20 protein-coding genes are annotated in these 23,287 nt (G+C 72.7%); 6 read left to right on the top strand and 14 right to left on the bottom strand.

All coding sequences use genetic code 11. The annotated features are described in order from the left end of the window. Positions 1-96 precede the first annotated feature (96 nt). The 7 genes from AQI88_RS11365 to AQI88_RS11335 all read right to left on the bottom strand — a co-directional run bounded on the left by AQI88_RS11365 (position 97) and on the right by AQI88_RS11335 (position 7,539). Positions 97-1,137 carry a hypothetical protein gene (locus AQI88_RS11365; RefSeq protein ID WP_066995972.1) on the bottom strand — a complete coding sequence of 347 codons (1,041 nt, stop codon included), beginning with the start codon at positions 1,135-1,137 and terminating at the stop codon, positions 97-99. Between the two features lie 130 nt (positions 1,138-1,267). Continuing rightward, complete coding sequence (locus tag AQI88_RS11360) at positions 1,268-2,257, bottom strand: malate dehydrogenase (RefSeq protein WP_066995969.1); 990 nt, start codon at positions 2,255-2,257, stop codon at positions 1,268-1,270. Positions 2,258-2,584: 327 nt separating this feature from the next. Continuing rightward, positions 2,585-3,775, bottom strand: coding sequence for a helix-turn-helix domain-containing protein (locus AQI88_RS11355; protein WP_079057516.1), 1,191 nt, complete (start codon positions 3,773-3,775; stop codon positions 2,585-2,587). 416 nt (positions 3,776-4,191) lie between these two features. Then, on the bottom strand, positions 4,192-4,866 hold the full coding sequence (locus tag AQI88_RS11350; protein ID WP_066995964.1) for a response regulator: 675 nt from the start codon (positions 4,864-4,866) through the stop codon (positions 4,192-4,194). After that, positions 4,863-6,026, bottom strand: a complete 1,164-nt coding sequence (locus tag AQI88_RS11345) for a sensor histidine kinase (RefSeq protein WP_066995961.1) — start codon at positions 6,024-6,026, stop codon at positions 4,863-4,865. Before AQI88_RS11345 ends, AQI88_RS11350 begins: the two co-directional genes overlap by 4 nt. A 216-nt stretch (positions 6,027-6,242) precedes the next feature. Then, positions 6,243-6,695: a DUF3017 domain-containing protein gene (locus tag AQI88_RS11340; RefSeq protein ID WP_066995959.1), complete on the bottom strand. Its 453-nt coding sequence runs from the start codon at positions 6,693-6,695 to the stop codon at positions 6,243-6,245. Next, a complete protein-coding gene (locus tag AQI88_RS11335; RefSeq protein WP_066995954.1) occupies positions 6,685-7,539 on the bottom strand; it encodes a bifunctional methylenetetrahydrofolate dehydrogenase/methenyltetrahydrofolate cyclohydrolase in 855 nt (284 codons plus the stop codon). The genes AQI88_RS11340 and AQI88_RS11335 overlap by 11 nt, the downstream gene beginning before the upstream one ends. Positions 7,540-7,792: 253 nt before the next feature. On the opposite strand from AQI88_RS11335, the gene AQI88_RS11330 reads away from it, so the two are divergent. The 4 genes from AQI88_RS11330 to AQI88_RS11315 all read left to right on the top strand — a co-directional run bounded on the left by AQI88_RS11330 (position 7,793) and on the right by AQI88_RS11315 (position 11,234). Further along, positions 7,793-8,389 carry an RDD family protein gene (locus AQI88_RS11330; RefSeq protein ID WP_066995951.1) on the top strand — a complete coding sequence of 199 codons (597 nt, stop codon included), beginning with the start codon at positions 7,793-7,795 and terminating at the stop codon, positions 8,387-8,389. Between the two features lie 130 nt (positions 8,390-8,519). After that, a complete protein-coding gene (locus tag AQI88_RS44945) occupies positions 8,520-9,263 on the top strand; it encodes an FHA domain-containing protein (RefSeq protein ID WP_066995948.1) in 744 nt (247 codons plus the stop codon). Continuing rightward, positions 9,260-10,777 carry a serine/threonine-protein kinase gene (locus AQI88_RS11320; RefSeq protein ID WP_066995945.1) on the top strand — a complete coding sequence of 506 codons (1,518 nt, stop codon included), beginning with the start codon at positions 9,260-9,262 and terminating at the stop codon, positions 10,775-10,777. Before AQI88_RS44945 ends, AQI88_RS11320 begins: the two co-directional genes overlap by 4 nt. Positions 10,778-10,877: 100 nt before the next feature. Then, on the top strand, positions 10,878-11,234 hold the full coding sequence (locus AQI88_RS11315) for a hypothetical protein (protein WP_066996143.1): 357 nt from the start codon (positions 10,878-10,880) through the stop codon (positions 11,232-11,234). Between the two features lie 103 nt (positions 11,235-11,337). On the opposite strand, the gene purH is transcribed toward AQI88_RS11315, so the two are convergent. Both purH and purN read right to left on the bottom strand, forming a co-directional pair. Further along, positions 11,338-12,909, bottom strand: a complete 1,572-nt coding sequence (gene purH / locus AQI88_RS11310) for a bifunctional phosphoribosylaminoimidazolecarboxamide formyltransferase/IMP cyclohydrolase (protein ID WP_066995943.1) — start codon at positions 12,907-12,909, stop codon at positions 11,338-11,340. Continuing rightward, positions 12,906-13,595, bottom strand: a complete 690-nt coding sequence (gene purN, locus AQI88_RS11305) for a phosphoribosylglycinamide formyltransferase (RefSeq protein WP_244184103.1) — start codon at positions 13,593-13,595, stop codon at positions 12,906-12,908. Before purN ends, purH begins: the two co-directional genes overlap by 4 nt. A 232-nt stretch (positions 13,596-13,827) precedes the next feature. Between purN and AQI88_RS11300 the strand changes: the two genes are divergently transcribed. Beyond that, positions 13,828-14,610, top strand: coding sequence for a hypothetical protein (locus AQI88_RS11300; RefSeq protein WP_066995940.1), 783 nt, complete (start codon positions 13,828-13,830; stop codon positions 14,608-14,610). A 79-nt stretch (positions 14,611-14,689) separates the two neighbouring features. Here the strand turns inward: AQI88_RS11300 and AQI88_RS11295 are convergent, their stop codons facing one another. Then, positions 14,690-16,255 carry a cell division protein PerM gene (locus tag AQI88_RS11295; protein WP_425264565.1) on the bottom strand — a complete coding sequence of 522 codons (1,566 nt, stop codon included), beginning with the start codon at positions 16,253-16,255 and terminating at the stop codon, positions 14,690-14,692. Between AQI88_RS11295 and AQI88_RS11290 the strand changes: the two genes are divergently transcribed. Further along, complete coding sequence (locus AQI88_RS11290; RefSeq protein ID WP_425264564.1) at positions 16,181-17,413, top strand: RNA polymerase sigma factor; 1,233 nt, start codon at positions 16,181-16,183, stop codon at positions 17,411-17,413. The two genes, AQI88_RS11295 and AQI88_RS11290, sit on opposite strands and share 75 nt — an antisense overlap. A gap of 168 nt (positions 17,414-17,581) precedes the next feature. Here the strand turns inward: AQI88_RS11290 and sucD are convergent, their stop codons facing one another. The 4 genes from sucD to AQI88_RS11270 all read right to left on the bottom strand — a co-directional run bounded on the left by sucD (position 17,582) and on the right by AQI88_RS11270 (position 23,158). Beyond that, entirely contained in the window at positions 17,582-18,466 is an 885-nt protein-coding gene (sucD, locus tag AQI88_RS11285) for a succinate--CoA ligase subunit alpha (RefSeq protein WP_066995933.1), read from the bottom strand. Between the two features lie 21 nt (positions 18,467-18,487). Continuing rightward, complete coding sequence (gene sucC, locus AQI88_RS11280) at positions 18,488-19,669, bottom strand: ADP-forming succinate--CoA ligase subunit beta (protein ID WP_066995931.1); 1,182 nt, start codon at positions 19,667-19,669, stop codon at positions 18,488-18,490. Between the two features lie 420 nt (positions 19,670-20,089). Continuing rightward, positions 20,090-22,216 carry a hypothetical protein gene (locus AQI88_RS45875; protein ID WP_066995920.1) on the bottom strand — a complete coding sequence of 709 codons (2,127 nt, stop codon included), beginning with the start codon at positions 22,214-22,216 and terminating at the stop codon, positions 20,090-20,092. Positions 22,217-22,351: 135 nt separating this feature from the next. Continuing rightward, positions 22,352-23,158, bottom strand: a complete 807-nt coding sequence (locus tag AQI88_RS11270; RefSeq protein WP_066995917.1) for a hypothetical protein — start codon at positions 23,156-23,158, stop codon at positions 22,352-22,354. Positions 23,159-23,287 lie beyond the last annotated feature (129 nt).

The raw sequence follows: 23,287 nt of genomic DNA, 5'->3' as shown, positions 1-23,287 counted from the left end.
TCCGAGAAACGGGAACCCGCACACTCCTGACGGTCCACGACCCACACCAACCGGGCCCGCCCGGGCCGTTCCTGATCACGCGCGGAACACGCTTGCTCATGCCCCCTGCGCGCAGGACGCGTCCGTGGCGCAGAACGCAGCCAACGCCGTGGTGAGCGGTGCGCGGACCCGGTCGTCGGACAGCCGCTCCGGCCCGCTGGAGCGGATCGCGTACAGCGTGCCGTCGGCCGCCTGGAAGCGGTGGTCGACGACCCGGCGGGCGCCCTTGTCCCGGTCGTCGTAGCGGTACGACAGCTCGGCCCAGGTGTCTCCGGAGCGGCGCGCGAGGGCCCGGTAGCCGGGCTCGCGGGAGTAGCCGTAACCGGGGTCGTTCTCGGCGAGGTCCAGGGACTCGGTCACGGTGGTCTCGGACAGTTCGAAGATCTGCAGCTGGCGGCCGTCGGACGGGGAGTCGTAGAACACCACGGTCTCCTTCTCCCCCTGCTTCTGCCGCCGGGTCCAGCCCTCGGGGACGGCGAGGGTGTAGCCGACGGGATCGTGGACGAGGCGGTATCCCGCGGGGGCTCCCCCCGACGCGGACGGAGTCGATGACGGGGACGGGGGCGGCGTGGTGCCGACGGAGGAGGTCGGGGCGGTGACGGTGACGTCGGTGGCCGGAGCCGATGCCGACGGGGAGCCGCTGCCGCCGCGGTCCCGGCCGAGGTACCAGACCCCGAAGCCGGATCCGGCGCCGACCAGGACCATGGCGACGATCAGGGCGATCAGCCGGCCGCCCTGGATCCGCCGAGGGGCGGGGACGGGGGCGTAGGACGGCAGGGGGACCGGGGCCGGCGCGGGCGGGCCGCCGGCCGAGGCGTGAGCGGTGGCCCAGGGCTGCGGCGGAGGCGGGACGTCGGCGCCACCGGGCGCGGGCGGGACCATGGCCGTGCTGGTCTCCGCGGACGCCCAGGGCGGCGGGAGCGGGGTCGAGCGCGTCTGTGCCGAAGCCCAGGGCGGCGGGGTGACCGACTCATCGGCGGTCCAGGCGGCCCGGCCTCTCTCCTCGCCGGGCGCGTGATCGGCGCCGGGACCGTGATCCGAACCGACCCCCTCCTCGCCCTTGCCCTCCCGGTCGCTCCATCCGCTCCGCCCGCTCATCACGAACCCCCCGAATCACCCTTCCCTGTACTGCTTTTGACAGTAGCGATGAAAACGGGCGCGGGCCCCGCTCCGGACGAAACCGGAACAGGGCCCGCACGGGCTCGCGGCGAAAACGCCGGAGGCAGACTCAGATGAGGCCCAGGGAGCGGACCGCCTCGCGCTCCTCCTCGAGCTCCTTGACGGAGGCGTCGATGCGGGCGCGGGAGAACTCGTTGATGTCCAGGCCCTGGACGATCTCGTACGTGCCGTCCTTGGTGGTGACCGGGAAGGAGGAGATCAGGCCCTCCGGGACGCCGTAGGAGCCGTCCGACGGGATGCCCATGGAGGTCCAGTCGCCCTCGGCGGTGCCGTTGACCCAGGTGTACACGTGGTCGATGGCGGCGTTGGCGGCGGAGGCGGCGGACGAGGCGCCACGGGCCTCGATGATCGCGGCACCGCGCTTGGCGACGGTCGGGATGAAGTCGTCGGCCAGCCACTTCTCGTCGCTGACGACCTCGGCGGCGTTCTTGCCGGCGACCGTGGCGTGGAAGATGTCCGGGTACTGGGTGGCGGAGTGGTTGCCCCAGATGGTCAGGCGCTTGATGTCGGCGACCGTCGAACCCGTCTTCTTCGCGAGCTGGGTCAGCGCGCGGTTGTGGTCCAGGCGGGTCATCGCGGTGAAGCGCTCGGCCGGGACGTCCGGCGCGGCGGCCTGCGCGATGAGCGCGTTGGTGTTGGCCGGGTTGCCGACGACGAGGACCTTGATGTCGTCCGCGGCGTGGTCGTTGATGGCCTTGCCCTGCGGCTTGAAGATGCCGCCGTTGGCGGAGAGCAGGTCGCCGCGCTCCATGCCCTTGGTGCGGGGACGGGCGCCTACCAGGAGGGCTACGTTGGCGCCGTCGAAGGCGACGTTCGGGTCGTCGCTGATGTCGATGCCCTGGAGCAGCGGGAACGCACAGTCGTCCAGCTCCATGGCCGTGCCCTCGGCGGCCTTGAGCGCCGGGGTGATCTCCAGGAGGCGCAGCTTGACCGGCACGTCCGCGCCGAGCAGCTGGCCGGAGGCGATGCGGAAGAGCAGGGCGTAACCGATCTGGCCGGCCGCGCCGGTGACGGTGACGTTCACGGGAGTGCGGGTCATGGCGTTCTCCGTATGACAGCTGGCGGTGGGGCGTCACTGCCCCGGCGGATGATCGATCTCTTGGCGTCAAGAGAATCCAGCGGTCAGGCTATCGCGCATCCGGCATGCGAGATGTCCGGGGCCCTGTGGCTCACCCCACAAGTCGGACTCGGGGTTTATGAAAGTGGCGGCCGCCCGTCCGGGAGAGGAGGACGAAGACGGCCGCCATGGGGGGTACCGGCTGACCGGACTCCCGTGGGGGTAACGTTCGCGTGCCCAGGATCCGGCGGCCCATGCCTCCGTCCCCGAAATTCCACCCGAATTGGTTCGCGCCCCTCTCCCTGCGGCCTACTTGGTGCACCCCGTCCGCCCGGAGGCGAGGGTCGCGCAGGCCTTGGCCTCGGCCGCGTCCTTCACGGCGACCATCGGGGTGTAGGCGATGCTGTCCCCGGCGGTGGTGATGTCACCCGTCTGGCGGGCCTTGCCGGCCGAGACCTGGACCCGGTCGCCCTGGGCGGCGCGGGTGATCCGTCCCCAGGCGGCGCCGCAGGTCTTGCTGTAGCGGACCTCCAGGGTGGTGGCGCCGACGGTGGCGGTCTTCGCGGTGGTCACCAGGTCGCCGGTGCACCCCATGGCCTCCGCGTCCTTGCCGGTGCAGGCGGAGCCGCTGCACTTGACCCCGGCGGGCAGGCTGGGGTCGGTGCTGGCCGTCGGGGACGGCGACTTGGCCGCGCCGTGCTTCTTGTCGCCGCCCTGGTGGGTGAAGAAGAAGACGGCCGCTATGACGACGAGGACACCGACGAGGCCCGCGAGGAACATCGTCAGCCGCCCCTTGCCCCCGGACCCCTTGGCCGACGCGCCGGTGCCGGGCCGCGTGCCCGGCGACTGCACGTCGTAGGGATTCGGCGTACCCGGCGTCCACCCGGGCGCGTCCGGCGTGCCGGAGGGCCGTGCACCGGCACCGGGGCGGCCGCTCGCCGGCGACGGGCCCTGGTAGCCGGCCAGCCCCCAGGAGTTGGGTCCGGAGGCGGCCGCCGCGGGGCGGTCCGTGTCCTCCGGTGCGTCGGCCTCGGACGCCGTCGGCTGGGGCGGGATGGTCGGTGAAACCCCCGCGGGTCCTGCGATGCCGGGGGTCGGGTGGGGACCGGCGCCTCTGCGGGCCGTCTTGGTCCCGCTCGTCCCCTCGGCCTCGGCCGCCCCGAACTCCCCCAGCGCGGCCCGCGCCTGGGAGATACGGATCTGCTCCATGGTCCGGTCGTGCCGCATCTCGGCCCGGCTCCAGGCGCGTTCGGCCAGCTCCCACATGGTGGTGAGATGGACCGGATTGGTGCCGGTGACCTCGGCGAGCGCGACGATCGCGCCCTTGGGCGCGAGGAGCCGGCCGCCCAGGTAACGCTCCCAGGACGTCTTGCTGTAGCCGGTCCGGTCGGCCAGCGCCGCGATGCCCAGGCCGCTGCGGTCCACGAGCCGGCGCAACTGGCTCGTGAACTCCTTGATCTGCGGATCCAGCTCGTCCGGCAAGGCTTTCCATCGAGGCATTGCTTCCCCCTCATTCCCCCCGGTTGGTGCTGTTGGTTCCCCGCGCTTCCCCCGCACGTGGCCCCGGGCCGGTCCGGTCAGGTCACCGGCGCGGCCCCGTTCTGGCTACCCACAGGGATGCGCTGACTAAGGATCCCAGTTCCCGGAGTGGGGGCGCACAGGAGCATCGGTCCCGTGAGGCGTGCCCCTGCTTCCACGGGGTCTTCGTACCGTATCCCCGATTAGTCGGTACATCGACACGATGGCGCCACATGTGGCAGCGCGCGGACACGATGGCGGAACGGTCACCTCCGTGCCACAGCGCACAGACAGGCATTGAACAGGCCGTTCACAGCGGGAAGTCTGGTTCTCCGACGGCGGTTCGTCCTTGCTCGGGGGAGGGGACGGGCCGCCGTTGCCCTGCGTCTCCCGGACGTTCAGCCGCCCGGGGTGACCAGTCCCGTCTCGTACGCCACCACCACCGCCTGGGCCCGGCTGCCCAGTTCGAGCTTGGTCATCGTGCGGTTGAGGTGGGTCTTGACGGTGGCCTCGCTGATGTAGAGGCGGTCGGCGATCTCGACGTTGGACAGACCGCGGGCGGTGAGCCTGAGGACCTCGGTCTCGCGCGCGGTGAGCACCCCGAGGTCGGGCGGCTGCTCCGCGGACTCGGGGGCGGCGAGGGCCTGCGGGCGGGTGAAGGCCTCGACCAGGCGCCGGGTGACGCTGGGCGCGAACAGGGCGTCGCCGCCGTCGACCGCGGTGATCGCGGCGAGCAGCCGCTCGGGCCCGGAGTCCTTCAGCAGGAACCCGGCGGCCCCGGCGCGCAGTGCCCCGTACACGTACTCGTCCAGGTCGAAGGTGGTCAGCACGAGCACCCGGGGCGGCTGTGAGGCGGCCTCGGCGAGGATGCGCTCGGTGGCCTCGATGCCGCCCATGCCGGGCATCCGGATGTCCATGAGGATCACGTCGGGCCGGGTCTCGGCGGCGAGCCGCACGGCCTCCTCACCGTCGCCCGCCTCGCCCACCACCTCGAAACCGGGCACGGCGTCCAGCAGGCCCACCAGTCCGGCCCGGATGAGGAACTGGTCGTCGACGACGAGCACTCTGGTCATCGCGTACGGTCGTCCCCCCGCCGTGTGTGCGTGGCCGAGGTGGGCAGGGTCAGCTGGACCTGGTAGCCGCCCTCGGCGCGTGGGCCGACGCTGATCGCCCCGCCGTAGAGCTTGGCCCGTTCGCGCATGCCGATCAAGCCGTGTCCGGCGCCCGTGGAGACTCTGTCCGGATTCACCCCCTCCCCGTCGTCGGTGACGCGGACCGTCAGGTCGTGGGATCCGTAGCGGAGTTGCACGCGCGCGCGTGCCGGGCCCGCGTGTTTGAGGACGTTGGTGAGGGCTTCCTGGACGACGCGGTAGGCGCACAGTTCGACGCCGGGCGGCAGCGGCCGTTCGGTGCCCTCGACGGCCAGGTCCACGGGGAGGCCGCCGGACCGTACCCGGTCCACGAGGTCGCCGAGCCGGGCCAGGGTGGGCATGGGCGCGCCCTCGGGGGCCTGCGGGTCCTCCTCGCGCAGCACCTGGAGCATGCGCCGCAGCTCCTCCAGGGCCTCACCACTGGTGTCCCCGATGGTGCCCAGCGCCCCGCGGGCCTTGCCGGGGTCGGAGTCGAAGACGAAGCGGGCCAGGCCCGCCTGGACGGAGATCACCGACATGTGGTGGGCGACCACGTCGTGCAGCTCCCGCGCGATCCGCCCCCGCTCCTGCGCGACCGCGCGCCGGGCCCGCTCGGCCTGCTCCGCGCGCAGCCGGCGGGTGAGTTCGGCGGAGCGGCGGGCCAGGTGTCCGAACCAGACCAGCACCGAGCAGTACAGCAGCGCCTGCCCCAGCACGGAGGCCATGGACGGGGTGTGACTGACCACCCCGGCGTAGGCCCAGAGCGCGGTCATGCAGGCCGCGCAGGCGAGCGCCGTGCGCACCGGGCGGACCGAGGCGACCGTGTAGAGGGCCAGCATCGAGCCGAAGGTGCACACCACCGGCCAGTAGCCGAGGGTGGTGTAGACGAGCGCGGCCGCCTGGACGGCGGCGAAGACGCCGACGGGCCACCGGCCGCGCAGCGCCACCGGCAGGTGCGCGAGGGCGACCAGGGCGTAGGCGCGGGCGTCGAGTTCCGGCCAGCCCTGCGACCGCGACTCCTGCCCCAGCAGGACGGCGACCACGGCCATGGCGACCGCGATCAGCGTGTCCACGGCGAGCGGGCGGGGGGTCCTCGGGCGCATCGCCGCAGGGTAACGCCGAAAGCGGGGCCGGGGAGTCAACCCGAGGCGGTACCACGGAAGTTGCAGGCCGGCGGCGGCTACCTCCCCCGACGGACGGGGGAGGTCAGCCCGGAGGGGGACGCGGGGGCCCGGCGGGCCGCCGTAGCGTCGGCGACGGGGACATGCCGGTGGCCCGCGCCCCCGGGGGAGGCGCGGGCCACCGTCGTGCGGGCGGTGCTACTTCGTGAGTGTGAAGTGCAACGTGTCCTTCAGGAACGGGATCTCCAGCCACGGCTTGGGCTGGGCCATCATCGTCAGCAGGATGATCGCGAGGCCCAATATCCCGTAGGTGGCGATGTCCGTGAAGCGCGAGCGGACGGCGAGCATGCCGACGCGGGGCAGTGTCCAGCGCATGACGGCGCCGGCCAGCAGGGCGGCGCCGATCAGCAGGGTGCCCCAGCGGAAGACGTCGAGCGCGGTCAGCAGCAGGCCGAGCGCGACCGCGCCCAGCACGACCAGCATCGGCCACTGCCGGGCGGGCGCCGGGGCATCGCCGGGAGCGGCCCGGCCGCCGCCCTCGGGGCGCGCGGTGTCCTTCGTGAACCGCGGGAAGCGGCGCGTGGTCCGCTTGGTCCCGTCGGCGTCGGGGGAGGCCGGCCCGGTGCGGTGGTGAGTGTCCTCAGCCGGCACTGCGCTCCGCCGCCTCGACCACGTTGACCAGCAGCTGCGCGCGGGTCATCGGGCCCACGCCGCCCGGGTTCGGGGAGATCCAGCCGGCCACCTCGGTCACGTCCGGGTGGACGTCGCCGACGATCTTCCCCTCGGCGTTGCGGGAGACGCCGACGTCCAGGACGGCCGCGCCGGGCTTGACGTCCTCGGCGCGGATCAGGTGCGGGAAGCCGGCGGCCGCGATGATGATGTCGGCCTGCTTGAGGTGGGCGGACAGGTCACGGGTGCCGGTGTGGCACTGGGTCACGGTGGCGTTCTCGCTGCGCCGGGTGAGCAGCAGCGGCATCGGGCGGCCGATGGTCACGCCCCGGCCGACGACCACGACCTCGGCGCCCTTGATCTCGACGCCGTGGGCGCGCAGCAGGGAGATGATGCCGTTGGGGGTGCAGGGCAGCGGCGCGGGCTCGTTGAGGACGAGACGGCCGAGGTTCATCGGGTGCAGGCCGTCCGCGTCCTTGGCCGGGTCCATCAGCTCCAGGATGCGGTTCTCGTCGATGCCCTTGGGCAGCGGGAGCTGGACGATGTAGCCGGTGCAGGCCGGGTCCTCGTTCAGCTCGCGGACGACCGCCTCGATCTCCTCCTGGGTGGCCGTGGCCGGCAGGTGGCGCTGGATGGAGGCGATGCCGACCTGGGCGCAGTCGCGGTGCTTGCCGGCGACGTACTTCTGGCTGCCGGGGTCCTCCCCGACCAGGATCGTGCCGAGGCCGGGCGTGACGCCCCTCTCCTTCAGCGCCGCCACGCGGGCGGTCAGATCGGACTTGATCGCGGCTGCGGTGGCCTTGCCATCGAGAATCTGGGCGGTCATGACACCATCCTCGCGGATGACCGGCTCCCGGTTCCAATCCGGGTACGCCCGGGCCTGCCCGCCGGCTCCCGTCCTTGATCGATGATGTTGCACTTGCACAACACCTTGCGAATCCGGCTGGACAATAATCGGCCTTTCCTACGACGATGAGCGGCGCAGCATCGCGGTCCGGTTGGGGGGCAAACCGCTCATATCCTGACGTTCCTCCGTTCCTTCCGCGTCGTCCCCGCAGTGTCAACGGAGGAAACCCGCCATGAGTTTCGGCTCGCCCAACCCCTACGGCCAGCCCCAGGACCCCCAGCCGAACTACGGCTACCCGCAGCAGCCCGGCTACCCGCAGGCTCCGCAGGGCGTCCCGCCGCAGCAGGGTTACGGCTACCCGCAGCAGCCGGGCTACCCGCAGGCCCCGCAGGGTTACCCGGGCTACCCGCAGCAGGCCGGTTACGGGATGCAGCAGCCGGTGTACGCGAACTGGGGTCAGCGGTTTCTCAGCAAGCTGATCGACGTGATCCTGTACCTGGTTGCCTACCTCCCCCTCGCCGGCATCGGCGTCGCGGCGAAGGTTCCGGCCCTGGCGCTCCTCGGCTTCGTCGCCGGCATCGGTGTCCTCATCTGGCAGGTGATCCAGGAGGGCAGGACCGGCCAGACCGTCGGCAAGAAGGTGGTCGGCACCCGCACGCTCAAGGAGGACACCGGGCAGCCGCTCGGCGGAGGCATGGCGTTCGTGCGCCAGCTGGCCCACTTCCTGGACGGCCTGCCCTGCTACCTCGGTTACCTGTGGCCGGCCTGGGACGCCAAGCGCCAGACGTTCTCCGACAAGGTGTGCGGCTCGATCGTCGTCAAGGACTAGCGAGCGCGCGCGGCAGCACAGTTCGCGCCATTCACTCTCAAGGGCCGTGTTCACCCGTGCAGGGGGGACACGGCCCCGGCGTGTCCCCCTAGGCTGGCCGGGGTAGCCGTCAGGCACGGGGAGACGCACCTTGTACAGCATCATCGTGGTACCTCCGCCGACCCCGGAGGACGAACACCGGCCCGCCCAGATCCGGCTCGCTCCCGGCGAGCGCCTCACCTTCGGGCGGGCGCCCGGCAACGACCTGCCGATCCCGCACGACGGGGTCTCGCGCGGGGCCGGCGAACTCACCGCACAGGGCGCCTTCTGGATACTGAGCAACCTGTCCGCGCAGGCGACGTACGTCGTGGAGAACCCGGAGGGCGCCGGCGAGCACATCAAGGTCGGCCCGGGCCGACTCGACGCGCCCGTCCCCTTCGAGTTCTCACGGATCGTGCTGCCCGCCGCCGGTGACCTGCTGACCATCGAGGTGTGGGCGCCGCGCCACGACTATCTGCGCGAGGGCGCCGGACCGGACGGCGACACCACCGCGCCCGCCTTCTCCGTCGACCGCACCAAGCGCTACTTCGCCGTCCTGGCCGCCCTGTGCGAACCGCGGCTGCGCGGCGACCCGCACGCCCCGCTGCCCACCGTCGACCAGGTCGTCGACCGGCTGCGCCCCGTCTGGCCGGCCGCCTCCCGCACCTCGGTGCAGTGGAACATCGACTACCTGGCCGTGAAGCTCCGCCTCAAGCCCGGCCCGGATACGGCGGACCCGGGCCCCCGCCTCAACGGCAAGAAGGAGTCCCTGGTCTCCCTGGCGCTCCGCTTCGACCTCGTGTGCGAGGACGACCTGGTCGTGCTGGCCGGGCCGTCCGCGCGGGCGGCACGGTGACCGAGCCGTACGCCGTATCCGTACCGAAGGGCTACCGGGTCGGCGTCTGGGAGGTGCGCGAGCCGATCGCGACCGGTGCCTTCGGCAGCGTCTACGCGGCCCGGCGCGCCGGCGAGGGCGAACTGCCGCGCACGGCCGCCCTGAAGTTCCTGCCCACCGGCACCGGGACCCCGCGCCAGCTGGCTCATCTGCGCGACCTGGTCGAGCGCGAGGTCGAGTTGCACCGCCGGCTCACCCGGCCACGCCTGGTGCGGATGTACGAGACCCTCGTCGTGGACGACCCGCAGCGCCCCGATCTCGACGGCGCCACCGTCCTCGTACTCGAAAAGGCGGAAGGTTCGCTGTCCGCCCGCCTCGCCGCCTCGCCCCGGCCCGGCGACGGGCCCGCGTTGCTCACGCACATCTGCGAGGGGCTGGCGCAGCTGCACCGGGCGGGCTGGGTGCACGGGGATCTGAAGCCGGCCAACGTGCTGCTGATGCAGGACGGTTCGGCCCGGCTCGCCGACTTCAACATGGCCGCCGAGCTGGAGGGCACCCACGCCTACACCCCGGCCTTCTCCACCCCCGACTACACGCCGCCCGAGCTGCTGTGGTCGGAGATCGGCGAACGCGGCCGCCGTATCCGCCCGTCGGCCGACGTGTGGGCCTTCGGCGTGCTCGCGCACCTCGTCCTCACCGACTCCTTCCCGCTGCCCGGCGGCACCCCGAGCGCCCGCCGCGACGCGGCCGTCGCCTACGCGCGCGGCACCGACGAGCTGCGCCTGTCGCCCGAACTCCCGGATGCCTGGCGGGAGATCGTGCGGTGCGCTCTGGCCCGTACGCACGCCGACCGGATCGGCACCGAGGCGCTGCTGCGCCGCGTCGAGGCCGCCGCCGGCAGCGGCTGCTCGCCGCGCATCCCGCGCGCCCGCAGGCCGCGTGTCGTGCTGGGCACGGTGGCCGCCACGGTCGCCGTCGCCGCCCTCGGCTACGGCGTCAGCACCTGGACGGGGCACGGCGGCGGCACCGACCATTCAGCCCTCGCCTCCTACGGCGCCTCGGAGCTCCGTACCGACAAGGGCGTGCCGGTCGTCTACCGCAAGCTCATTGTCGACTCCGCCCACATCTGCCCCCGCCCGGACGTCACGCCCGCCCTGATCGCGGCGATGCTGAAGGCCGGGAGCAACTTCAACCCCGACCTCTCCGATCCCGGCAAGCAGGAGTTCGGCATCGCCCGTTGGACACCCCGCGTCCTGCGCTGGTGGATGCGGGACGACGGCATCCCCGCCCCGGCGACCCCCACCCCTCCCCTGTCCCCCTCCGTGTCCATCAAGTCCATGGGCCGCTACCTCTGCTTCATCGATCCGCATCTGAAGGCCGGCCTGCCCGGGGACAAGCGGGTACTGGTCGCGGCCGCCTACCAGACCTCGTACGGCAAGGTGAACGACACGGGCGGAGTTCCCCCGGAGTACAGCGACTACTCCGCCCGTGTCGCCCACTGGCTCAAGGAGTACACGCCCCCGGGCAAGAAGTGACCCTGAGACTTCCGAGGTACCCGCGCGGTCGTGGAAGGGGCACGGTTGTCCACGTCCACCAACGTCGGTGGGCAACCTGAACCATCAGGGGGACAAGACCATGAAGTTCAACCGCAAGGCCATCGCCGTGGGCGCCGCCACCGTCACCGCCGGGGCCGGCCTCCTCTTCAGCAGCGCGGGAAGCGCCCAGGCCGCGAACCCGTGCTGGCAGGACGGATCCGTCTGGTACTGCAACAACGCCACCGGCTCGAACGTCTACGCGGGTGCCAACGCCAACCAGGTCATCGGCCGCATGTACTCCAACCCGTCGTTCTTCGTCTGCAAGTTCGACGGAGGCCAGAACCACGGCGGACCGCACCCGACCCGCTGGCTGTACACCCAGGCGGACAACGGCAAGTGGGGCTGGATGAGCGACAACAACATCTCCTCCGAGACCGACCCCGTCCCCTCCTGCTGACCACACCCCCATACAGACGGCCGCCGGCTCCCTCGGGGGAGGGCCGGCGGCCGTCGGTCGGTTCTCGAGGACGAGCTGCCCGGCGAACACGCCGGGGCGGGCGTCAGTGGAAGAAGTGGCGCGTGCCCGTGAAGTACATGGTCACGCCCGCCTTCTTGGCGGCCTCGATGACCTGCTCGTCACGGATCGAGCCGCCGGGCTGGACGATCGCCCGCACACCCGCGTTGATGAGGATCTCGGGGCCGTCGGGGAAGGGGAAGAAGGCGTCGGAGGCCGCGTAGGAGCCGCGGGCACGCTCCTCGCCCGCCCGCTCGACGGCCAGCTTGCAGGAGTCGACGCGGTTGACCTGGCCCATGCCGACGCCGACGGAGGCGCCGTCCTTGGCGAGGAGGATCGCGTTGGACTTGACGGCGCGGCAGGCCTTCCAGGCGAAGGCCAGCTCGGCCAGCTCCGCCTCGCTGAGCGCCTCGCCGCTGGCCAGGGTCCAGTTGGCCGGGTCGTCACCGTCGGCCTGGAGGCGGTCGGTCTCCTGGAGGAGCACGCCGCCGTCGATCTGCTTGGCCTCCAGCCGGTTGCACGGGCCGTTCGGGGCCTTCAGCACGCGGATGTTCTTCTTCTTGGTGAGGGCCTCCAGGGCCCCCTCCTCGTAGTCCGGTGCGACGATGACCTCGGTGAAGATCTCCGCGACCTGCTCGGCCATCTCCTTGCTGACCGGGCGGTTCACGGCGATGACACCGCCGTACGCGGAGACCGGGTCGCACGCGTGCGCCTTGCGGTGCGCCTCGGCGACGTCCGCGCCGACCGCGATGCCGCAGGGGTTGGCGTGCTTGATGATCGCGACACAGGGCTCGTCGTGGTCGTACGCGGCACGGCGGGCGGCGTCCGTGTCCGTGTAGTTGTTGTACGACATCTCCTTGCCGTGCAGCTGCTCGGCCTGCGCGAGACCGGAGCCGCCCGCGTCGACGTAGAGGGCGGCCGGCTGGTGCGGGTTCTCGCCGTAGCGCAGGGTGTGCGCGCGCTCCCAGGTGGAGCCCAGGAAGTCGGGGAAGGGCGACTCGTCGGCGGGGGCGTACCCGGACGCGAACCAGGAGGCCACGGCCACGTCGTAGGCGGCCGTGTGCTGGAAGGCCTCCGCGGCGAGCCGCTTGCGGGTGGTGAGGTCGAAGCCGCCGGCCTGCACGGCGGCGAGGACGTCGGCGTACCGCTCGGGGCTGGTCACGACGGCCACCGACGGGTGGTTCTTGGCGGCGGCGCGGACCATCGACGGGCCGCCGATGTCGATCTGCTCCACGCACTCGTCGTCCGAGGCGCCGGAGGCGACCGTCTCGCGGAACGGGTAGAGGTTGACGACGACCAGGTCGAACGGCTCGACACCCAGCTCGGCGAGCTGCTCGCGGTGGCTGTCCAGACGCAGGTCGGCGAGGATGCCCGCGTGCACCCTCGGGTGCAGGGTCTTGACGCGGCCGTCCAGGCACTCGGGGAAGCCGGTCAGCTCCTCGACCTTGGTCACGGGGACACCGGCGGCGGCGATACGGCCGGCCGTGGACCCGGTGGAGACCAGCTCCACGCCGGCCTCGTGCAGGCCGCGCGCGAGGTCTTCCAGGCCGGTCTTGTCGTAGACGCTGACGAGCGCCCGGCGAATGGGCCGCTTGGTGCTCTCGGCGGTGGCGGTCACTGGATAACTACCTTTCGTCCCTCAATGCGATAGCCGTTGCGGGCGAGCCGCCCCACGACCTCTACGAGCAGCCTTCGCTCGACTTCCTTGATGCGCTCGTGCAGCGCGCTCTCGTCGTCCTCGTCCCGGACCTCGACCACGCCCTGGGCGATGATCGGCCCGGTGTCGACTCCGTCGTCCACGAAGTGGACGGTGCAGCCGGTGACCTTGGCGCCGTACGCGAGCGCGTCGCGCACACCGTGGGCCCCGGGAAAACTGGGCAGCAGGGCCGGGTGCGTGTTGACGAACCGCCCGCCGAACCGCGCGAGGAATTCCTTCCCGACGATCTTCATGAACCCGGCGGAGACCACGAGGTCGGGCTCGTACCCGGCCACGGCCTCGGCGAGGGCGGCGTCCCACTCCTCGCGGGTGGCGAAGTCCTTCACCCGGCACACGAAGGTCGGCAGCCCGGCCCGCTCGGCACGGGCGAGCCCCTCGATGCCGTCGCGGTCCGCCCCGACGGCGACGATCCGCGCGCCGTACGACTCGGCTCCGGTGCGCTCGATCTCGTCCAGCAGCGCCTGCAGATTGGTGCCGGATCCGGAGACCAGCACGACGAGGCGCTCGGCCGCTGGGCCGGCGGGGGTGGCGGCCACGGTGAGGCCCTTTCTCGGGACGGCGGTGTGTCCGGCCGACGCTTTGTACATTCGTACGAATGCATCGCGCCCCGGGATACGGGGAAGTCTACGAAGCGGCCGACCGCCAGCAACGATACCGGCACTCCGGAAGGCCCCCACGGGACGGGTGCTTGGCCGGAAGGTAGCGTTCGGGAGGAATCGAGAACGAGCAGCCTCGGGAACGCGGTCGTCGTGCGGTGCGTTCACGGGGTGGAAGCTCTCGTCGGACTGCCGTACTCACCTAGGGGAAGACGCTCTTTTGATGCCCGATCGCAGCCTGCGACTCCTCACGTTCCCCCCGCGCCCGGCCCAGGGAGGCGAGCGTGGCGCCGTGCTGCTGCGGGAGCGGCCGGCCTCGCCGCCCGAGGCACCCACGGGCACGCGGGACGGCGACGGGCGCGGCGGTGAGCAGCAGGACGACAACCCGTTCGCGCCGCCGCCGGAGGGTGCCCCCGACCGGCCGTGGCAGCCCCGCCACCCCAAGGGATCCCCGGGCTCCGGCCCGGCGGGCGGCTCGGGAGGCGGCTCCCCCTGGGGCAACCAGTGGAGCGACCACCAGCCCGGCCGCTCCCCCGGCGGCTTCGGCGAACGCCCCGGCGGCGGCCCCGAGGGCCCGGGCGGCCCGACCGGGCCCGGCATGCGCTGGGACCCGACGGACCCGGCCCAGCGCCGCGCCCGCTATGCGCTTCTCTCCGGTATGTGGGCCGTCTTCTTCGTCCTGTTCAGCTGGCCGTACGTGGCCCTGCTGCTGGGCTCGCTGGCCCTGTACTGGGGCATCAGCGCCCTGCGCGCCAAGCCCCGCACCCCGGGCCCGGACGCTCCCGCCGCCCCCGCGGGCGCCCGTCCGCAGGTCACGGCGGCGATCGGCGGCCTGGTCACTGCGTCCCTGGCCCTGGTCCTGGTGGGTACGAGCTTCACCGTGCAGTTCGTCTACCGCGACTACTACACCTGCGTCAGCGACGCCCTGACCCACGAGGCCAAACAGTCCTGCGACCAGCTTCTGCCGAAGGAGTTGCGGGGCGTGCTGGGGGTCGAGAACAGCTAGACGCTTTCGTCCGGATCAGCTGCCGAGCACGGCCTTGGTCATTCTTCGCGTCCGTGATCGAGGTTCAGGCAGAGCGCCCCTAGACCGTGTCGGTGCCCGGTGAGTCGGATGCGTCGGGTGGGACGGGTGGCTCGGCGGGCGGGTGAGGCGTGTCCGTGGGGTGCGTGCCGTCCGTGGGGTCCGTGGGGCGTGACGGCTCCGGCAAGGGTGGCCGGTCGGCGGGGGCGCATCGTCCGGCTCCGAGGTCGTCGGGCCAGGGCGAGGCGAACGGGTCGTCGGCGGGCAGAAAGTCGTACAGCTCGGCCTCGTCCGGCTCGGTGGCGGTGACCGCCGGCTCCGGGTGGGCCTGGTCCTTCGCAGCCTTTCTCGACGCGCCCTTCGCCGCCTTGCCCGACGTGCCCCGGGTGTCCTTCGCCGACTCCTGCCCGGCGTCCTTCGCGGTCTCCCCCTCGGCCTCCTTCGCCGCCTCTCTCGCGCTCTCCGTCCCCTGCCCCGGGATCGCGCCCCGCGCCCCCCGACTCCGCATCCGCCACGCCCGTACCACCAGCACCACCGGCAGCCCCGTCACCACGATCCAGAGCCCGGCCGCTCCCCCGCTCTGCCACCACACCGGGCCGAAGCCGGCCAGCGCGGCCACGCCCAGTGGGCCGCCGGACAGCCCGGCGAGGAGGGCGAAGACCACCGCGCACACCAGCCCCGCCAGCACCAGCACCCCGGCGGTCCGCCCGGCCGACCAGCGCATCGACGGCTGCCCCGGCTCCGCCCCTTCCCCCTCCGCCTGACCCCCGCGCGCCACGGCCGCCCGTGCCACGAACCACGCGACCGTCACCCCGGCCGCCACCGGCACCAGTCCCGCCGCCCAGTTCAGCGGCGTCCCGGCGCCCGCGTCCGGTACCGCCGCGAGCAGCGGGAACGGCGGCAGCAGCGGGGCGGGGTCGGAGGCGAAGGGGTACACCAGGTGTCCGGCGCCGAGGACGAAGCCGGGACCGAGGGCGTAGGACGCCGACCACACCGCCCCGTTGGGGATCAACGCGGCCCCGAGGAGCAGGACCGCGAACCGTCCGGTCCAGCCCTCGGTCAGCTGCACGAAGGACGCCCGCGCCGCCTCGCCGTGCAGCACCAGTGACGCCCCCAGCAACAGCGCCCCGCCCCCGAAGAGCACCGTCGTCCCGGCGCCCGCGGCCCGTACGGCCGTACCCAGCCGCACCCGCGCGTCCGCCCCGGACAGCAGCCGCCGCACCGGCTCCGGCAGCACCAGCAGCAGGCTGAGCACCGGATCACTCGGACAGCCGTACGCCGACCAGACCCCGGCCGCCGCCGCGCTCGCGGCGACCAGCGGCAGGCACACCGTCACCCAGCCCCACTCGGGCCGCAGTTCGCTGCCCGAGCAGTACAGCGCGGCCGCGCCGCCGACCATCAGATAGCCGAGCACGACCCCCGTCCACGCCGTACCGGCCGGAACCGGCGGCGGGCCGTCCGGCTCGGCGGACACGTCCGTCGCCTCCCGCGCCGCCCGGTACAGCAGCCACACGGGCAGCGCGAGGAGCAGCAGCGGGGTCACGCCCATCGGCTGGGGCGCGCCGGAGAGCGTGTCGGTGCGGGCCAGTTCGACCCCGTGCGCCAGCAGCCACAGCGCGGCGGCGATGTGCAGCGCGCCGCCCGGCCCGCTGTCGGGGTACGGCGAGCTGATCCACAGCCCCAGGACGAGCACGGCGAGCGAGCCGAGTCCGAGCCCGGCGGCGACCGCGCCGCCCAGGAGGCTCTCACCCAGCCCGGGCGAACGGTTGCGCATCCGCAGGAGCAGGAGCGGCAACAACGGTCGGCGAGCGGTCATCAGGGTCACGTCCGCCATGCTCCCAACGACACGCGCTTTCCCGGCGTAACGGGCGAACCTCCGATGTGTCGCTCAATATATGTTTATGTACTTTTTCGTACGAAGGGGTGGTGTCCTGTGACGGAGAGCCCTGCCGAGTCCCGGTCGCTGACGCAGACTCAGGAGGCGTATGCCCTGACACCCGCTCAGGCCTTCGACGCGCTGTACGCGTTCTGCGCCCCCGCCCTCGTACGCCAGACCTATCTGCTCACCGGGCGCCGGGAGCTGGCCCGGGAGGCGGTGGAGCAGGCCTTCCAACTCGCCTGGCAGCGCTGGCCCGAGGTGGCCCGGGACCGGGACCCGGCCGGGTGGGTGCGGTCGATGGCGTACGAGTGCGCCCTCTCCCCCTGGCACCGATTCCGCCCGCGCCACCGGTCCCCGGAGCCCCCGCCCGCCGATCCCGCCGACCGCGCGCTGCTGCACGCCCTGCTGGACCTCCCGCCCTCGTACCGGCGCACACTCGTGCTCTACGACGGCGTCGGCCTCGACCTGCCGGAGACGGCGGCGGAGACGGAGGCGAGCACCCCGGCGGCGGCGAACCGTCTGACCCATGCGCGCGCTGCCGTGGCCGCCCAGGTACCGGAGCTGGCCGATCCGGCCGCGCTGCACCGCCGGCTCGCGGAACTGGCCGCCACGGAGCACCTGCGCGCGGCCAGGCCGCCGACGGTGCGGACCTGCGGCGAGCGCCGGAGCCTTTTCTGGACCCGGGCGGCCATCGCCTTCACGGTCGCGATCATCGGCGCGACGACGCTCACGCTACGAACGGCCCCGACCCGCTACGAGCCCCCCATCGCCCCGGCCCAGGCAGTACAGGGGGTCCCCCCACCGGCAGTCATGGGCCCCTTGTCCCGGGAGCAGCTGGCCCTGCGCACAAGACTCCACCGAGAGGCGGCAAACGGCCCGGAACGCGTGGTGCCGACGGCCCGCTGACGCGCCGCCGCTCAGCTGCGGGCTGTTGCGCTGCGGGTGCGTGGTGGCTGGTCACGCAGTTCCCCCAGTTCCCCGCGCCCCTTTGGCCCACCGGCGTGGCCGGCGGAAACGCCGGTGGGCCCGCCCCCACGCAGGGGAACGGGCCCACCGGAATCAGCTGGAGTGACTTCAGCCGGCCAGCAGCTCGCGCGCCAGCTTCGCCGTCTCGGTCGGCGTCTTGCCGACCTTGACACCGGCGGCCTCTAGGGCCTCCTTCTTCGCCTGGGCGGTACCGGACGAGCCGGACACGATGGCACCGGCGTGGCCCATCGTCTTGCCCTCGGGCGCGGTGAAGCCCGCGACGTAGCCGACGACCGGCTTGGTCACGTTCTCCTTGATGAAGGCCGCGGCCCGCTCCTCGGCGTCGCCGCCGATTTCACCGATCATGACGATCAGGTCGGTGTCGGGGTCGTCCTGGAACGCCTTCAGCGCGTCGATGTGGGTGGTGCCGATGATCGGGTCACCGCCGATGCCGACGCAGGACGAGAAGCCGATGTCCCGCAGCTCGTACATCATCTGGTACGTCAGCGTGCCGGACTTCGAGACCAGACCGATGCGGCCCGGCTTGGTGATGTCGGCCGGGATGATGCCGGCGTTCGACTGACCCGGGGTGATCAGGCCGGGGCAGTTCGGGCCGATGATGCGGGTCTTGTTGCCCTTCTTGCCCGCGTGGGCCCAGAAGGCGGCCGTGTCGTGCACCGCGATGCCCTCGGTGATGACGACCGCGAGCGGGATCTCGGCGTCGATGGCCTCGACGACCGCGTCCTTGGTGAACTTCTCCGGGACGAAGATGACCGTGACGTCGGCGCCGGTCTTCTCGATGGCCTCGGCCACCGAGCCGAACACCGGGATCTCGGTGCCGTCGAAGTCGACGCTCTGGCCCGCCTTGCGCGGGTTCACGCCACCGACGATGTTCGTGCCGGAAGCCAGCATGCGCTTGGTGTGCTTCTGGCCCTCGGAGCCGGTCATGCCCTGGACGATGACCTTGGATTCCTTGGTGAGGAAGATAGCCATGGTTGTGTGTGACCTCGTCCCTTACTTCGCGGCAGCAGCCAGCTCGGCGGCCTTGTCGGCCGCGCCGTCCATGGTGTCCACGCGCTGCACGAGCGGGTGGTTGCGGTCGTCAAGGATCTTGCGACCGAGCTCGGCGTTGTTGCCGTCCAGACGCACGACCAGCGGCTTGGTGACCTCTTCGCCCTTGGACTCCAGGAGCTCCAGGGCCTGCACGATGCCGTTGGCGACCGCGTCGCACGCGGTGATGCCGCCGAAGACGTTGACGAAGACGGACTTGACGTCCGGGTCGCCGAGGATGATCTCCAGGCCGTTCGCCATGACCTCGGCGGAGGCACCGCCACCGATGTCGAGGAAGTTGGCGGGCTTGACGCCCTTGTGGTTCTCACCGGCGTAGGCGACGACGTCCAGGGTCGACATGACCAGGCCCGCGCCGTTGCCGATGATGCCGACCTCGCCCTCGAGCTTGACGTAGTTGAGGCCCTTCGCCTTGGCTGCCGCCTCGAGCGGGTTGGCGGCGTCCTTGTCGTGGAGTTCCTCGTACTCGGGGTGACGGAACTCGGCGTTCTCGTCCAGCGACACCTTGCCGTCGAGGGCGATGACCTCGCCGGAGGCGACCTTCGCGAGCGGGTTGACCTCGACCAGGAGGGCGTCCGACTTGATGAAGGTGTCCCACAGCTTGACGAGGACGTTGGCGACCTTGTCGGCGACCTCGGCCGGGAACTTGGCGGCCGCGACGATCTCGCGGGCCTTGGCCTCGTCCACGCCGTCGATCGGGTTGATCGGGGTCTTGGCGACGGCCTCCGGACGGGTGGCCGCCACCTCCTCGATCTCCATGCCGCCCTCGACGGAGGCGATGGAGAGGAAGGTGCGGTTGGCGCGGTCGAGGAGGAAGGAGACGTAGTACTCCTCGACGATCTCCGGAGCGGTCTCGGCGATCATGACCTTGTGGACCGTGTGGCCCTTGATGTCCATGCCGAGGATGTCCGTCGCGCGGGCGACGGCCTCGTCCGCGGAGGCGGCCAGCTTGACGCCACCGGCCTTGCCCCGACCACCGACCTTCACCTGCGCCTTGACGACGGACTTGCCGCCCAGCCGCTCGGTGATCTCGCGCGCCGCCTCAGGCGTGTCGATGACTTCACCGGCCAGCACCGGTACATCGTGCTTGGCGAAGAGGTCCCTCGCCTGGTACTCGAACAGGTCCACGCGCTTCCGTCCCTATCAGTGATCTCGCGGTTCGTTGGATGCGTGGGCGTGCCGCGAAGGGCAACGTGACGTCCGCTGTGTCACAAGGGATGCGCACACGGTGTCCGAGCGCGCGGCATGTCCGTCTCGCAGGTTATCGCTGCTTGCAGGAGGCCCCTAAATCGAGGGTCACACCTGAGCGGTGATACCTGTCACATGATGCCGGGATTGCTGGCACGGCGTGCCGACGTATGGGTGATGTGCGAGGCCTCACCGGGCTGGGGTTGACCCGGTGAGGCCTCTGATGGGCCCTGAGAGCCCGGAGCGGTTGGTCCCCACCCCAATGGGGACCACCCGCCCTTTTCCCGCGGGGTCCGGCCGGACGGGCCGATGGCATTCGGCCGTTCGGGTCGGTCACCCCGCGGAGTCCGTCCGGGGCGCTCAGCCCTGCTGCTGGATGCCCTGCTGCACGTCCTGCACACCGTGCGCGTACGTCAGCCCCTGGACATAACCGGGCGTCACGGACCCGGCGACCCCTTCGGCGCCGGCGACGGCGTGCCCGGCCGACGGACCGCCGGCCGCCCGGGCCGTCGCGGCGACGTCGTACGCGAAGGGCCCGACCTGCTGCGTGAGCGGCCCGGTCGCGCCGACGACCCCGCCCGCGAAGGGCTGCACGTCCCCGGTCACGCCGTACGCCAGCGCGGCCGCACTGCCGCCCACGCCGTCGGCCACCGGCCGCACGGTCCCGGTCACGGTGTCGACGACCGGCTGCACGGCACCGGTGACTCCGGCCGCGAACGGCGGCACCTGGCCGATCACGCCCTGCGCGAAGGCACCGGTCTGCCCCGTCACCCCGTGCGCGAGCGGCGGTACGGCGCCCGCGACCCCGCCCGCGAAGGGCTGCACGTCGCCGACCACGCCGTACGCGAGCGTCCCCGCATCCGCCACGGCCTGCCCCGCGACCGGCACGACCCCGTGCACGGCGGTCCCGGCGACCGGCGGCAGCACGGCGTCAGCGGTGTCGTGGGCGACCTGCCCGGCCAGCCCGGTGGCGTACGGAGGCACATCGGCAAGGAGCCCACCGGCAACCGGCAGCGCATCGGCGAGGACACCGCTGCCGACCCCGTCCACGTCACCGACCCCGCCGACGGCCACCCCGCGCACCTCACCCACCGCACCCATGGCAACACCGTGCACACCGGTCGCGGCACCCGCGGCGGTCCCATGCACACCCGCGACCGCGGCAGAGGCGGTGCCGTACGCGCCCGCGACCACGTGCCCGGCGGTCGGCTGGACGCCCGCCACTGTCCCGGTAACGGTCCCGTGCACACCGGTCGCGGCACCCGTAACGGTCCCGTGCACACCCGCCACCGCCGCCGAGGCAGTGCCGTACACACCGGCGACCGCGTCGGTGGCGGTCGGCAGGACACCCGCCACTGTCCCCGTGGCGGTCCCCTGGACGGTCCCCACCGCCGCCGAGGCGCTGCCGTACACACCCTCGACCGCGTGCCCGGCGGTCGGCTGGACGCCCGCCACCGCGCCCGTAGCGGTGCCATGCACACCCGCCACCGCCGCCGAGGCAGTGCCGTACGCGCCCGCGACCGCGTGACCGGCAGTGGGCTTCACGCCCGTGACCGCCTCGTCGGCGACCGGCAGCACGCCGGTCACGGCGGCGGAGGCCACCGGCGGGACGGCCGCGGCGGTCGTCTCGGCCACGACGGGCGTGACCGCGCCCGGGACGGCCCGCACCGTGCCGACGACTCGCTGCTCGACGCCGTCGGCCGTGCGGGTGACGTGCGCGGGCACGGAGGCGACGGTGGCCTCGGCGGCGCCGGTCGCCCGTGCCGCCTCGCCGCCCGCGAGGGCGACCGCACCGGCGGTCCGGCCCTGCGCCCCGGCCACGCTCTGCTGTGCCGTCGTCCGTACGGCGCCCTCGATCCCCTCGGCGCGCAGGCGCGCGGCCGACTGGGTGGCCTGGAGCTTGGTCTGGGCGGCGGCCAGCGCCTCCTCCACCTCGGGGGCGAAGGAGGAGAGGGGGCCGAAGAGGTAGTCGATCTCGTCCTGGGGGGACGGCGCGGAGAGGTGAGAGACCGTGTGGGCCGCCTCGGCGGCCTGGGCCGTGGTCCGGCCGTGGACCGGGGCGCCGTCCGTCTGCGCCTGCTGCGCGTGTGCCTCCGCCTGCGCCTGGGCCGTACGGGCGGCTCGGGCGCCCTTGATGGCCTGGCCGCCCCTGATCTTCGCGGCGGCCGGGACCTTCGCGTCGACGTAGCGGCGCGCCTGATCGGCCGTGCCGGTGACGGTCCGGGTCTGCTGCTGCGCCTTGGCCGCCGTGCCCGAGACGGTCGAGGTGACCGAGGTGGCCGTGCCGGTGAGGTCGGAGACGGTGTCGTGGACGTCGGTGAGGACGCCGCCGACGGTCCCGGCGACGGTGCCGGTACTGCTGTCGGCGTCGGGTACGGAGACCACCGGGGTGGACAGCTCGTCAGCGCTGGCCGCGGCCGAGCCGAGCGCCCATGCGCCGGTGACACCGGCGGCTATCACGATCGAGCGGCGGATGTTCTTGTTCATGTGTGCGTCAAGTCCTTCGGAAACAGCTAGGGGGTTCCGTCCGGAGAGCGCCGGAGAGGCCGGCGGATCCGGCGGGGCGGGCAGACCTGTTCCGCCCCCGCGCGACAGGTCCGTGGCGGGGAGGGGGCCTGCTGCCTAGCCGGGGAAGACCGGGATGTCCCGGTGCCGTTCCAGGGGTCCGGACGCGTCGACGCGCGCGGCGGTGCCGGGCAGGAGCCGCAGCGGCGCCCGGCCGTCGAGGGTCACGGCGTGTGCGTCACCGTGGCGTGATGCGGTGCCGTCGGCCGCCTGCTTGCCGAGCACGCCGTCCGGGTCGCCGGTGGGCGCGGGCCGGGCCGGTGCGCCGACGGGTGCGGTGGCGCGGTGGACGGGGGCGTGCGCCGAGGACTGCGGGGCGACGGGCGTGGCGTCCGGTCCGTACGCGGGGGCCTGCGGCCGTGCGGGCACGGCGGTACGGGCCTCGGTGCCGGCCCCGGTGGTGCTGTGGCCGCCCTTGCCCGCCGTCGGTGCCGTGCCGGTGTGCCGGTGCGGCCGGGGTGCCGGGGTGACCGGCGCGGGCAGCGGACGCACGGGCAGCTCGGAGACTTCGGGGAGTTCGGGAAGTTCCGGCAGGGGCACGGACGGGGCGGCGGGCAGCGCCGGCGCCTTGGCCCGTGTCTCGTCGAGGGCCCGGGAGGTCATCTGTACGACGTCCCGTACGGGGGTGACAGCCCGTTCGGTGACCGTTCGTACCGCGTCTGGTGCGGTGGCCCGTACCTCGTCCCGTGCGGCGCCTCGTACCGCGCTTTCCTGCCCGGCCTGCGGGCGCGCCGAAGGCACCGGGGCCACCGGGCTCCGCTCGGCCGCGTGGGCCTGCTCCCCGCAGAGGAACCCGAGCATGAACAACCCGCCGACCAGCAGCGCCAGTTGCAGCGCACGCCGTCCCGCCGCAGTACGCAGCATGCGCACAGCGGTACCGAACAGAGCTGCTGGCAAGGTCAAGAGGTGGAGCTTCCTCAGGTCGGCACGGGGCGGGCGGCGTCGATCCTCGCACGCTCGGCCCGAGGTAGCGCAAGCCCCCTGTTACCGATG

The organism is Streptomyces cellostaticus (genome assembly GCF_001513965.1).
GTDB lineage: Bacteria > Actinomycetota > Actinomycetes > Streptomycetales > Streptomycetaceae > Streptomyces > Streptomyces cellostaticus.
Note: the sequence above shows the minus strand (reverse complement) of the source record. Positions and strands in the feature narration are given on the sequence as shown.